The sequence below is a fragment of the Psychroserpens sp. Hel_I_66 genome (genome assembly GCF_000799465.1).
GTDB lineage: Bacteria > Bacteroidota > Bacteroidia > Flavobacteriales > Flavobacteriaceae > Psychroserpens.
In genome coordinates this window covers 840,621-853,810 of record NZ_JUGU01000001.1, presented here as the reverse complement: position 1 = coordinate 853,810, position 13,190 = coordinate 840,621, and the positions used below count along the sequence as shown (strand labels likewise).

At 34.8% G+C, this 13,190-nt stretch carries 9 protein-coding genes; all 9 read right to left on the bottom strand.

Going from position 1 to position 13,190, the window contains the following annotated elements:
* Window positions 1–14: 14 nt before the first annotated feature.
* The 9 genes from GQ40_RS03930 to GQ40_RS03890 all read right to left on the bottom strand — a co-directional run bounded on the left by GQ40_RS03930 (window position 15) and on the right by GQ40_RS03890 (window position 13,187).
* Complete coding sequence (locus GQ40_RS03930) at window positions 15–854, bottom strand: hypothetical protein (RefSeq protein WP_156115507.1); 840 nt, start codon at window positions 852–854, stop codon at window positions 15–17.
* 36 nt (window positions 855–890) lie between these two features.
* Window positions 891–2,276 carry an MFS transporter gene (locus tag GQ40_RS03925; RefSeq protein WP_047545934.1) on the bottom strand — a complete coding sequence of 462 codons (1,386 nt, stop codon included), beginning with the start codon at window positions 2,274–2,276 and terminating at the stop codon, window positions 891–893.
* Window positions 2,277–2,354: 78 nt separating this feature from the next.
* A complete protein-coding gene (locus GQ40_RS03920; protein WP_052184140.1) occupies window positions 2,355–3,185 on the bottom strand; it encodes a M48 family metallopeptidase in 831 nt (276 codons plus the stop codon).
* Window positions 3,186–3,292: 107 nt separating this feature from the next.
* Window positions 3,293–5,698: a glycoside hydrolase family 31 protein gene (locus GQ40_RS03915; RefSeq protein ID WP_047545932.1), complete on the bottom strand. Its 2,406-nt coding sequence runs from the start codon at window positions 5,696–5,698 to the stop codon at window positions 3,293–3,295.
* Window positions 5,699–5,878: 180 nt separating this feature from the next.
* Window positions 5,879–6,259, bottom strand: a complete 381-nt coding sequence (locus tag GQ40_RS03910; protein WP_047545930.1) for a VOC family protein — start codon at window positions 6,257–6,259, stop codon at window positions 5,879–5,881.
* 51 nt (window positions 6,260–6,310) lie between these two features.
* Window positions 6,311–8,221 carry a 1,4-alpha-glucan branching protein GlgB gene (gene glgB, locus GQ40_RS03905; protein ID WP_047545928.1) on the bottom strand — a complete coding sequence of 637 codons (1,911 nt, stop codon included), beginning with the start codon at window positions 8,219–8,221 and terminating at the stop codon, window positions 6,311–6,313.
* Window positions 8,222–8,224: 3 nt separating this feature from the next.
* On the bottom strand, window positions 8,225–9,853 hold the full coding sequence (locus GQ40_RS03900; protein WP_047545926.1) for a maltokinase N-terminal cap-like domain-containing protein: 1,629 nt from the start codon (window positions 9,851–9,853) through the stop codon (window positions 8,225–8,227).
* A 1-nt stretch (window position 9,854) separates the two neighbouring features.
* Entirely contained in the window at window positions 9,855–11,792 is a 1,938-nt protein-coding gene (locus tag GQ40_RS03895; RefSeq protein ID WP_047545924.1) for an alpha-1,4-glucan--maltose-1-phosphate maltosyltransferase, read from the bottom strand.
* A gap of 129 nt (window positions 11,793–11,921) precedes the next feature.
* The gene (locus tag GQ40_RS03890) at window positions 11,922–13,187 is read right to left on the bottom strand and encodes a glucose-1-phosphate adenylyltransferase (protein WP_047545922.1); all 1,266 of its coding nucleotides are present in this window, start codon (window positions 13,185–13,187) and stop codon (window positions 11,922–11,924) included.
* Between the last annotated feature and the right edge of the window lie 3 nt (window positions 13,188–13,190).

Sequence of the window (13,190 nt, the reverse complement as noted above, 5' to 3'; positions counted from 1 at the left end):
TAAAATTTTTATAATTAATATGTGATATTTATCATTCCAGAGGTTAGACTTAAATCACCACCATCTGCATTAGTCACAAGTCCAAAAAATGTTCCTGTTAACGTACCATCTGTATTTACAGTTATATTTGACGTGTAATCCTCAAATCCTACAGTTGAAGGAAAGAATACAGATGTTAAAGTCAATTGAAAAGTAGAATTTATAACGTCCACGCCTGTTTGACCTTGCTCAATTTCAAAATAAACCATATAATCATTTGGTGCAGAAGTTTCTCCAGTAATTTTTAGTGTCGTACCATCTACAACGACATCTACCAAATCAAATTCTATATCTAACGTTCCCGCTGTAAGGCTTATCTCAACTTCTGCAGGTACATTGAATGAACAATCACCTAAATCACTAATTTGAGCTTGAATGCTTCCATCAACATCACCACATTGAGCAATTTGATTTTGTAATGCTGCTTTAAGCACGTTACAAAGGCTGGAATAAGTATCTGGAGTAGCACTATCCAAAGCTGCTTGAGCAGTATCTACAGCGTCCTCTGCATTCTCGCAATCATCAAAATTAATTGTAGAGCAATCTCCTAAAGCATCAACTCCCGCCTGTATACTTCCATCTGGATCTCCACAAGCTTCAATTTGAGCCTGCAATGCATTACGATAAGCAATACATAACTGTGTATAATTATCTTGGTTTGCAGATACAAGATTCAATGCTGCCTGTACCGTATTTGCTGCTGCTGTTTCACATGAAAGTCCTCCAGTGGCAAAATCTCCCTCTAACGGTTCATTCTCACAAGTCATGAATGTTAAGGAAACGACACACATTAATAGTGCAAAAAACTTTTTCATAATAAATTTAAATTGGGTTTGTACAAACATACTAATTTATTTGTTTTCCTTCGGAACTCTAAACAATAAAACGATACCTATTAAAAAAAACACAAAAAGAAACAGAATTGCATTTCGCATACTCCCTGTAATTTGATCAATTGTTGCAAAAATCACCATACCTATTACAATTCCTATTTTTTCAGCAACATCAAAAAAGCTAAAATAAGATGTTGTGTCCTCTGTCGCAGGTAAAAATTTTGAATATGTAGAACGAGCCAGTGATTGAATACCTCCCATAACCAATCCAACTAAAGACGCTGCAATATAAAATTGAATAGGAGTTTCCATAAAGTAAGCATAGAAACAAAGTCCCATCCAAATGAAATTGACAACTATTAATGTTTTAATATTTCCGAAGATGCCAGAAGCTCGAGACGTTAAAAACGCACCAAGGATCGCTACTAACTGAATGACCAAAATACTAACGATTAACCCTGTAGTCTTAGCATCTGCACTTCCCCAAGCTATTTCTTCCTCACCAAAATACACAGCCACCAACATAATCGTTTGTACAGCCATGCTGAATACGAAAAACGCTACTAAATATCGTTTTAAACGAAGATTTTGTTTGAGTTGTAACCAAACCGATTTCAACTCTTTTAGGCCATTAAAAACCAAATCCTTGGTTACTCTATGTCCTTTAGAAACTCCTTTTGGCAAAATGTAAAATGTATATTGACTAAATAAAATCCACCATAAACCTACAGTTATAAACGCAACTCGCATTGCTTCCATTGAGGCACTGTTTTTAGCGTCTTTTAATGCTTCGGAAATTTGAGCTTCTGTTCCCGTTTCTCTAATATTTTCCGAAATACTAATATCAAATCCAAACCAGTCTGGCTTCATGACCATGGCTAAATTTAAAACTAGGAGTAAGACACTTCCGAAGTAACCGAGAGAAAACCCTTTGGCACTAATACGGTCTTGCTGTTCTGGATAAGCGATATCTGGCAGATAAGAATTGTAAAAGACCAAACTTCCCCAATATCCTATTAAACCCATAAAATAAAATAATAAACTTAAATGAATCCTTTCAGGTTCAATACTAAACCAATACAAACCAATGCATCCTGCACCTCCAACATAACAAAAGAATTTCATAAAATTCTTTTTGTTACCTACATAATCGGCTATTCCAGAAAGAATTGGAGACGTAAATGTAACAACCAAAAACGTAAAAGCTGTAACATATGTAATGAGCGCTGTACTTTTAAAAACCATCCCAAAGGCTTCAATATTTTTTATTTCTGAAATAAATAATGCTGAATAAAATATTGGAAATATTGAAGATGCAATAGTGAGCGTATAAACTGAATTTGCCCAGTCATAAAATGCCCAGGCGTTCAATAGTTTTTTGCTCCCTTTTTTTAGGTTTGCCATAGTAGGATATTAAAAAAGCTGCCCAAAATTGGACAGCTTCTAAATTACTATAATTTTTATGCTTTACAAGCTATTAAATTAAAACTTACCTAAAGGTCTAAATGAATCTACACCATACTTCTTAGCTTCTGCTTTTGCTTTTGAAGCCCACTGCGTTAAATTATTAATTCTTGTATCGTTAGATGGGTGTGTACTTAAAAATTCTGGTGGTGCTTGACCTCCACTGTTAGCTTTCATACGTTTCCACAATTCCGCAGCTTCACTAGGGTTATATCCCGCAATTGCCATTAAGTACAATCCAATTTCATCAGATTGTGTTTCGTGACTTCTACTAAAAGGAAGCATCACACCAACTTGGCTACCTATACCGTAAGCTTGATTGAATAGTCCACGAGTTTGCTCGTCTTTAATAGCGACGTTTCCTGCTACAGCACCTAATTGTTGTAACATCCCAGCACTCATACGTTGCTGACCGTGATTTGCCAATGCATGAGCTACCTCATGTCCCATAATTGCTGCAACACCGGTTTCGTTTTGTGCAATTGGTAAAATCCCTGTATAAAATACGATTTTTCCTCCTGGCATACACCAAGCATTTACTGTTGGATCATTAACTAAATTATACTCCCATTTGTAACCCTCTAAATAGTTTTGGTGACCATTGGCATTTAACCAACGCTCTGCTGCAACAGCAATACGCTGTCCCACTCTTTTTATCATTTCAGCATCTGCTGTACCTGTTACCACATTGTTCTCAGTCAAAAACTGATCGTATTGTGCAAACGCAGTTGGGAACAACTGAGAGTTTGGCACTAACGCCAAAGTTTTATTTCCAGTAAATGGATTTGTAGTGCAGGATAGAAATAAAGCTATTACTCCAACAGCTACAATTTTATTTTTAAAATTCATATGTTATAGTTTTAATTGTGTAAGTTAAATTTACGAAATGATTCTATTAACTTTGACACAATACCTTATAATATTGTCACAAATAAAAAAAGTTAGTTACTTATTTTTTAAGCCCCTATTAAGTGTAACTCAGTAAATTCTTTAAGAATGGGCATTGTCGAAATACCATTAGTCTCAATACGATCTAACGGGATTATAACATTATCTACTTGAATTTCTGTAATCTCAAATGGTAACCCATGAATTTTTAGTTCGAAGGTTTCATATCCTGCTTCAAATTTTCCTTCTTTATGCTGCTGGATGATTAGTTCGTTTGGTTTACCTGTCAATTTAAATGTTCTCAAACTGTAACGTCCTTTTGTATAGTCATAACCATCATGAGCATCATCAAATAATAAAGATTGTTCTTTTCCTTCTTTATAATAGACATCCAATACAACTGTTTCTATGTTTTTCTCACCAACATATTGTTGTATTGGGTACTTAGGGATGATTGCACCTTCCTTTACAAATATTGGCATACTATCTAAATCTGAATCTACCCATAATTCTCGTCCGCCTTTTTGTACGTCATCATTCCAGAAATTGTACCATTTCCCAATTGGAAAGTACATACGTCTACCTTTTGCATTTTGTTCTAAAATAGGACATGCCAAAATGTGATTACCAAAAACAAACTCATCGGTTCTATAATGCGTTTGAACATCTTCTTGATCATACAACACCAAAGAATTCAATATTGGTGTACCATCTTCTACATACTTCCAAAAAGCAGTATATAAATATGGTAGAAGTTGATATCTTATTTCAATAAATTTTCTAACGATATCTGTCACCTCTTTTCCAAACGTCCAAGGTTCTTGATCACCATGATCTCCAGAAGAATGTACTCTAAAGAATGGGTGGAAAATTCCTAATTGAATCCAACGTGTAAATAATTCACCTTGTGGCTGCTCTGCAAATCCTCCAATATCACTACCTGCAAAACTAAACCCAGACATTGCCATACGTTGTGCTTGCACATTGGCAATCCATAAATGTTCCCAAGTTGCAACGTTATCTCCTGTCCAAGTTGATGTGTAACGCTGTGTTCCGGAATATGCAGAACGTGTGATTACAAATGGTCGTTTTGGATAGGCAAACTTTTTTAGTCCTTGATAGGTAGCTCTTGCCATCTGCATTCCGTAGATATTATGTGCTTTTCTATGGCTACAACGATTTCCATCATAGTCATGACGTACATCATCTGGGAATGTTTTATTTGGGACCTCCATTACAGCAGGCTCGTTCATATCGTTCCAAACACCTTTTACACCTATGTCTTCGATTAATTCTTTGAACAATCCAGACCACCATTCTCTAACTTCTGGGTTGGTATAATCTGGAAAATAACATTCTCCAGGCCATACTTTACCTTTCATGTAAGGCCCATCGGCACGTTTACAGAAATAGTCTTTCTCTAAAGCTTCCTGAAAGACAGCATAATCTTTATCAATCTTAATTCCTGGATCGATGATGGCCACAGTTTTGAATCCGTCAGCAGCCAATTCCTTGACCATACGTTTAGGATCTGGAAAGTATTCTTTGTTCCAAGTGAAACAACGGAAGCCTTCCATATAATCGATATCTAAATAAATGGCATCACAGGGTATTTTTAAATCCCTAAATTTTGAAGTGACTTCTTTTACCTTAGATTCTGGGTAATAACTCCATTTACATTGGTGAAAACCTAATGCCCAAAGTGGTGGCAAAAGGTGTGGTTTTCCTGTTAGATCGGTATAACTTTCTACAACTTCGGTCATTTTTGGACCGTAGAAAAAATAGTAGTTCATTTCACCACCTTCTGCCCAAAAACTGGTGATGTTACGACGTTCATGCGCAAAATCGAAAAATGACCTAAATGAATTGTCAAAAAAGATTCCGTAGGCTTTTTTGTTATGCAAGCCTGTGTAAAATGGGATGGACTTATAAATTGGATCTGTATCTTTTCCGTAGGCATAAGAATCTGTCACCCAATTTTGAAAGCGTTTTCCTTTTAAATTTAAGTGGCTAGGTTTATCACCAAGACCGTAATAACTCTCGCCATCTCGAGATACTTTACTCATTTTAACGATGTTTCCACCATATTGGTAACTTTCTTCCCAGTGAAAACCAACTTCGTCTTCATTGATCAAAACATTGTCTTTAGCATCATATATCTTAACTCCCATATTATCCTTAGAAATATGGCAAATGAGTTTCGATGTTGTGATTTTATAATGGTCTTCAAACTCTTCTATTTCCAAATGGTTGTAACCCGTACTTGCGTATTTTGTAATAGCATAGGAGAAATCATTTTCAAAAGTTCCTGTTGTGGTGTATCGAAAACGCAACACACTATCCCTTAAAACCGTTAGCTGGAGTACGACATCATTTTCTGCGGAAAAATAGAGCGTGTCCACGTCTTTTTTGAAGTGGATTATTTTTGTAGGTGTTAAATTACCTTTGTTTTCTAGTTCGGTATTTACAATCATAATTTATTTCTATCTGTGTAAAACATGTAAAAAAACGGAAAAATTGGGACGTATAAAAGTAAAGCAAATAGTTATTGTTAGGAATTGTTAACTATAACGATTTCGGAAAATGATACCATCTACGAAATACTAGGAATAATGCTCTTGGTGTAATTAAATGGAAGATTTTTTTATTTATAATTAACCATTGTTTATCTCAATCCAATAACCATTTGGGTCTTGAAAATAGACTTGCTCTATACCATCATCTCTAATGTAATTTTTTTCAGTTGTATCTCTCCAATCAGAATAGTTGATTTCCAACGTTTTTAAATGCTCTTTAAAAGATTTTAAATCATAAGTTGATAAAGCAAAATGAACTGCTTTATTTGTTTTTATTTCAGCATCTGGACGTGGAATCAAATGCAATTGCTTACCATCTCCAAAAGACAACCATCTTGTTTTAGAACTTGAAGCGGTATTCTTTATTTCCTTTAGCTGTAATACTTTTTGATAAAACGCGATAGATTCGTTGACATTCTTGACTGAAAGTGCAATGTGGTCTAATAAAAATGTGTGCATATGAATGCTTAATTTAATTCTATTAGTTTTTAAAACATGTAATACCAAACACTATTTGCCATACTTAAAAGCAACCATTCCTAAAGGCGGAATATCAATCTCAATAGAATGGTCCCTAAAGTTCCAAGCTTCTGCTTTTGTGGTTTTTGTTTTATTAATGTATTGACCGCTTCCGTAGTATTTTTTTAAATCACTATTGAATACTTCTTTTAAATTACCTTTCTTCGGAAGTCCAACTTTATAGTTTTCCTTTGGTACAGGCGTCATATTACAGGCAATGATCACATCATCTTTAGAATCGTTTCCTTTTCTTATATATGTAAATACTGAATTTTTAGAATCCCCATAGTCTATCCATTCAAAGCCTTCCGCAGAAAATTGCTTTTCATATAATGCTGGTTGTGATTTATAAAATTCGTTTAAATCTTTATATAATTCTTGTACGCCTTGGTGTGGTGCATATTGTAACAAATGCCAATCTAGGCTCTGCTCAAAATTCCACTCGCTACTTTGTCCAAATTCTCCACCTTGAAATAAAATCTTAGTTCCAGGATGTGTAAACATGTAACTGTACAATAGTCTTAAATTTGCAAAACGTTGCCACTCATCTCCTGGCATTCTACCTAATATTGATTTTTTACCGTAAACCACTTCGTCGTGACTTAAAGGGAGCATAAAATTCTCGGTAAATGCATAGGTCATAGAGAAGGTGAGATCATTTTGGTGAAATCTTTTATAGATGGATTCTTTTGAAAAATACTGAAGTGTATCGTGCATCCAGCCCATCATCCATTTCATGCCAAAGCCTAAACCTCCCATAAAAGTTGGTTTTGATACCATTGGGAATGCGGTTGACTCTTCTGCAATGGTTTGTACATCTGGAAATGATGAATATACCGCTTCGTTCATTTCACGAAGAAATGACATTGCCTCGAGGTTTTCCCTGCCACCAAACATATTTGGTTCCCACTCGCCATCTTCTCGAGAATAATCTAAAAATAACATAGATGCTACTGCGTCTACACGCAAACCGTCTGCATGATACTGATCTAACCAAAATATGGCGTTACTTATTAAAAAGGACTTTACTTCATTTCTTCCGTAGTTAAAAATCAAACTCTTCCAATCGTTATGATAGCCTTTTCTAGGATCTGGATGTTCGTAAAGGGCTGAGCCATCAAAGAAACCTAGTCCGTGAGCATCTTCAGGAAAATGCGATGGTACCCAATCGAGAATGATCCCTATATCGTTTTGATGGAATTTATCGACCAATAACTTAAATTCTTCGGGATAGCCAAAGCGGGACGTTGGCGCAAAATAACCTGTAACTTGATATCCCCAAGATGGATCGTAAGGAAACTCCATGATTGGCATTAGCTCAACATGTGTAAAATTCATCTCTTTAACATATTTTACCAATTCATCTGCCATTTCAACGTAGGATAAAAACCTGCCTTCATCAACTTTCTTTTTCCAAGAGCCTAAATGCACTTCGTAAACCGAAAATGGAGCGTCCAAAGCATTGTTCTTTTTACGCTTTTTCATCCATTTGGTATCTTTCCATTTAAAGGGTTCGTCCCAAACAATGGATGCTGTTTTTGGATTGTGTTCTGATCTCCTCGCATACGGATCAGCCTTCTCGGTTTTTATATCGTTATTATTGCTTTGTATTTTGTATTTGTATTTGCTACCTTTTCCTGCTCCTGGGATGAAACCTTCCCAAATTCCGCTAGAATCCCAACGCACATTTAATTGATGCTCGCCTTCTACCCAAAAATTAAAATCTCCAATAACAGATACATGCTTCGCGCTTGGTGCCCAAACCGCAAAATATACACCTTCTACTCCATCTAATGTGGTGATGTGCGATCCAAATTTTTCGTATAAACGATAGTGTTTTCCAGATTTGAAAAGATTGATGTCGAAATCTGTAAAACGACTGTGTGCAATTACTTCTGCCATAAATTAGTTGTTAATGATATTTGAGATTCCTTTTAATGGAATGACTGCCCAACGTGGACGTGAGTTAAGCTCGTAGCCTAACTCGTAGACTGCTTTTTCGAGCATTGCGTATTTAAGTAAAAAAATACGTTCTTGATTATATCCAATATTAAGATTTGCACCTTGAACTTTATTGACGTAAGTTTCTAAAAAGACCGATTTTAAATATTGATATAATATTTCCCCAGCTTCAAAAAGATGTTCTTGCTTTTGTTTGTATAAGTCTGAATTGTTAAAAATTGTTGCATAAATAGCATAATGAAAGGAGCGAAACAAACCAGCAATATCCTTTAATGGTGGTTGTTTTACTTTACGATCGCGAATGGTACTTTCTGGCTCTCCCTCGAAATCCAAAATATAAAAATCATCTTCATGAACTAAAACCTGTCCCAAATGGTAATCACCATGAACCCGAATTCTTTCTCCTTTTAATTTGGTCCAATCAAAATCTACAAATCGCTTTCTAATGATGTTTTTTTTCTCTAAAAATTCGTTTGCTAATTCTAATGCCAAGCCATCGAGCTTGTGTAAATTATTTTCAATCGTATTAAGTCGGTTTTGAAATTGATAAAGTAATCTGTTTTTTAACCAAACTTCATAATCACCATTAAAATGTGTAGGTGTAAAAGCGGTATCTTCAAACTCACTACCTAATGCGATGTGCATTTCTGCTGTTCTTAACGCTAAGGTTTGGATTTTATTAAAAACGTTCAATCCAATCCAATCTATAATTTGCGCTGGGACATCTCTTATTTGTAAATGCCCAAAATCTTCAGTTTTTGGTAATTTTGAAATGTCTATTTTTTTGTATTCTAGATTTGAGAATACTTTGTGAAATTCACTTAGCATATATTCCCAGGCATCACCTTGGTTTTCTACCATTTCCTGCATCAACCCAATCGTAATATTGATATCGGTATCTTTTATTTGAATACTTCCCAAATATGCTGGTGTATTTTTGTAATCTTTTTTCTCAGATAGAAATCTGCTCATTTCGTAATCTGGGTTTCGGTCTGAGTAAATTCTTCTAAAAAATTTCAATACATATTTATCATTATAAACGATAGATGTATTGCTTTGCTCAAGCCCCATATAACGGGATGACTCGTATTTACAATCTCTAAAAATTTCGCTTCTATGATAGCGAACTCGTGTTTTGTCTTTTGGTACAGCAAATAAAATTCGCTCAAAAACGACTTTTCTAAACGCTTCAAGATTTATGGCGTCTATAATAAAACCCTCTTGATTTTGTATGCTTATGGGTAAAATTCGATCATCTTGTGCAAAATTCTCATCAGAAACAAATGCGATTGGCAAAAAATAATGCTGGTAAAAGGCCTCTGTAAAATTAACTTCTAAAATGAGCCCATAATATACTTCGCCATCCTTTTGGATTCTAAAAGATTCTGCAAGTTCTATATATTTTAGCTTGCTGGCTTTACCTCCATACCACCTTTGCTTAACGATATAATCTTCTAAAACATCAGACAAAAAAACTTTCACAAACTCTTTGTTATCGATAAGTTCTTCCCATTTTTCATTAAAATTATAGGGCGACTTTAATGATGTAGTTGTAGTGGTTTTTTTTGCCATCTTACTTATTGATTTTAAATATATGGAATGGCAATGTAGGATGTAATTCTACAAAATTCCATTCATTATACCAGTTATAGCTGCTACCTGTGACCAAATCCTCTACTCTAACATGCTGTCCTCTATTAATACCTAGTTTTTGTAATGGCAATTGTACATTACCTTGTTGCACATAATATTGATCTAAACTTATAATAATCAACAATTCGTTTGTATAATTTTGATCCCATTTATAAAAGGCTATTAAGTTATCATTTTCAATAGGACAAAATCTAATATTATTAGTTTGCTGCAAAGCTGGATTTTGATGTCTAATCCAGTTAATTCTTGAAATTAACAAAGTCAATTTGTTTTCTAATTCCCAATTATAATGTTTTATCTGAAATTTCTCAGACATATAATATTCCTCTTTTCCAGGAATTGCCTCGCTAATCATTTGCTCAAATACAGGCCCATAAATACCAATACTAGAACTCAATGTTGCTGCCAAAGCATAACGCTGAAGAAATTTAGACTCATTCGCACCTTGCAAATGATACGGGTTTATATCTGGCGTATTAGGCCAAAAGTTGGGTTGCATGTACTCACGCTGCTCGGTTTGCGTCAACTCGGTCATGTATTCTATAAACTCTTTTTTGCTGTTTCTCCATGTAAAGTAAGAGTACGATTGTGTGTATCCTTCTTTTGCCAAACGTTGCATTACTTTAGGTCTCGTAAAAGCTTCAGCTAGAAATAATACGTCTGGATGTTTTTGTTTTACTTCGGAAATGAGCCAGTTCCAAAAACAATAAGGCTTTGTGTGTGGATTATCTACACGAAATACTTTTATTCCGCAGTCAATCCAATATAGCATAGTGTTTAAGCATTCTTTCCAAAGATTTTTATAATCTTCACTTTCCCAGTAAATGGGCAAAATATCCTGATATTTTTTTGGCGGATTCTCTGCATACTGAACGGTACCATCTGGTCGCCACTTAAACCAATCTGGATGGGATTTAACCCAAGGATGATCTGGTGCTGCCTGCAATGCATAATCCATTGCAATTTCTATATTGTGCTTTTTTGCTTCTTTGATTAAATTTTTAAAATCTGCGACAGATCCCAATTGCGGATGCAAATCTTTGTGTCCGCCATGTTTGGAACCAATGCCCCAAGCGGAACCTACATCGCCATCTTGAGCATTTGTGGTATTGTTTTTACCTTTTCTATTAACTTCTCCAATGGGATGAATTGGAGGGAAATATAATACATCAAATCCCATTTTCGCTACTCTTGGGAGCAAACGCTCACAGTCTTTAAATGTACCGTGTTGCCCTTCAACTTGAGATGCGGAGCGTGGAAAAAATTCGTACCATGTACTAAATCTTGCCTTAGGTCTATCTACGTATACTTTAAGTTCCTTGCTCTCGTTGGCGAGGTGCTTTTCTGGGTTATTGTAAAAAATATGGTGTAATCTATCGCTTTTTGCTTCTGAAATAGCTTCGTTGTATGTATCCAGGTTTCCGAAGATATCGATACAATGCTGTATGTATTTTTTATCGTCACCTTTGACCTTTTTCAATAAAGGCTCTAAAAAAGTAATACCTTCTAATAATTCTGACTTGACATGTTGATTGTCGTCAATTTTGCGCTCGATACCGTGTTGCCAATTTAATGCATAATCGACCCAACCTTGAACTTTATAAGTGTAGAATCCTTGCTTTTCAACTATAAAAGATGCTTTCCATTCATCATTTATGATGTGCTGCATTCTTATGTCTTTCCAAGCACGCTCTTTTTCGTGTTTTAGCAAAACAGAAGCTGCAATGACATCATGTCCATCTACCAGCACATGAGCATCAATGTTTACAATTTCATTAATAATTCTTTTTATAAAAAATTCTCCGCAGTTAATTTGAGGTGAAACTGCTTCTATGACTACACGTTTTTGATTTTGCATTTTTGTTGGTTAATGAATGTTTTGGTTGTGAAATTAATAAAATTAGTGCCAATTTTAATGTAATTGTACCAATTAAATATTTGTATTTTAACTATAATGTTTGAATACTTATGATTTTAAATAAAAAAATTAAATTATCGTTCCGTTAGGGATATAAGCATCTTTTTTAATCACTACGATACCTTCTTTAATAACATAACTATCGGTTTCTTTATCCTGTAAATGTTTACCTCCATTAATTCTAACATCGTCGCCTATTCTACAGTTTCTGTCTAATATCACGTTTTTAATAAAACACCGTTCTCCAATACCCATAAAAGTTTGGATATTTTGAGCCTGAACATCTTGTAAAGACTCATAATAATCGTTACCCATCATGTAACAATTTATCACTGTTGATTCTGATCCAATTCTTGAGCGAATACCAATGACCGAGCGTTCTATTTTTGCTGCATGTACAATACAACCGTCTGCAATCACGGTTCTATCTAATAAAGTTCCAGAAATTTTAGATGTAGGAAGAATACGCGCATTCGTATAAATACGTTGGTTATTATCGTACAAATTAAATTTTGGGATATCGTCTGTTAAACCCAAATTAGCTTCAAAGAATGAATCTATATTACCAATATCAGTCCAATAACCTTCATATTGATAGCTTAAGGTCCTATGTTTTTTTATTGCAGCAGGAATAATCTCTTTGCCAAAATCAACGGTACCTTTTTCTTTCATCAACTTAACCAGTAAATCTCTATTAAAAATATAAATACCCATAGATGCCAGATAATGTCTTCCGCTATTTTTCATCTCATCGCTTACATTAGAAGTCCAATCTGGCAATAATGAAGCGTCTGGTTTTTCTATAAATGACTGGATTATATTATCTTCATCTGTTTTCATAATCCCAAATGAAGTAGCATCTTTTTCGTTTACAGGCAATGTTGCGATTGACATTTCTGCTCCGCTTTTTTCGTGAGCATTGATCATTTCATTGAAATCCATTTGATACAATTGATCTCCAGAAAGTATTAAGGCATATTCAAATTCATGACTCATAAAATGGTGCATACTCTGGCGAACAGCATCTGCTGTACCTTGAAACCACTCACCACTGTTTATGGTTTGTTCAGCAGCCAAGACATCTACAAATGCAGAACTAAAGAAACTAAAATGATAGGTATTTTTTATGTGTTTATTTAAAGAAGCCGAATTGAATTGCGTCAATACGAACATTCTTTTGATATCTGAGTTGATACAGTTTGAAATTGGAATATCTACCAATCTATATTTTCCTGCTATTGGAACTGCTGGTTTTGATCTGCTTTCTGTCAAAGGATATAGTCTCGAGCCCTGACCTCCTCCCAGTATAATACTTAATACCTTGTCATTTATCATAAA

Bases quoted from the DNA above. Each gene is read 5' to 3' on its own strand.
- GQ40_RS03920 (WP_052184140.1), bottom strand. From the start codon at position 3,185: ATGAATTTTAAAAATAAAATTGTAGCTGTTGGAGTAATAGCTTTATTT.
- GQ40_RS03930 (WP_156115507.1), bottom strand. From the start codon at position 854: ATGAAAAAGTTTTTTGCACTATTAATGTGTGTCGTTTCCTTAACATTC.
- GQ40_RS03895 (WP_047545924.1), bottom strand. From the start codon at position 11,792: ATGCAAAATCAAAAACGTGTAGTCATAGAAGCAGTTTCACCTCAAATT.
- GQ40_RS03925 (WP_047545934.1), bottom strand. From the start codon at position 2,276: ATGGCAAACCTAAAAAAAGGGAGCAAAAAACTATTGAACGCCTGGGCA.
- GQ40_RS03900 (WP_047545926.1), bottom strand. From the start codon at position 9,853: ATGGCAAAAAAAACCACTACAACTACATCATTAAAGTCGCCCTATAAT.
- GQ40_RS03890 (WP_047545922.1), bottom strand. From the start codon at position 13,187: ATGATAAATGACAAGGTATTAAGTATTATACTGGGAGGAGGTCAGGGC.
- GQ40_RS03910 (WP_047545930.1), bottom strand. From the start codon at position 6,259: ATGCACACATTTTTATTAGACCACATTGCACTTTCAGTCAAGAATGTC.
- glgB (WP_047545928.1), bottom strand. From the start codon at position 8,221: ATGGCAGAAGTAATTGCACACAGTCGTTTTACAGATTTCGACATCAAT.
- GQ40_RS03915 (WP_047545932.1), bottom strand. From the start codon at position 5,698: ATGATTGTAAATACCGAACTAGAAAACAAAGGTAATTTAACACCTACA.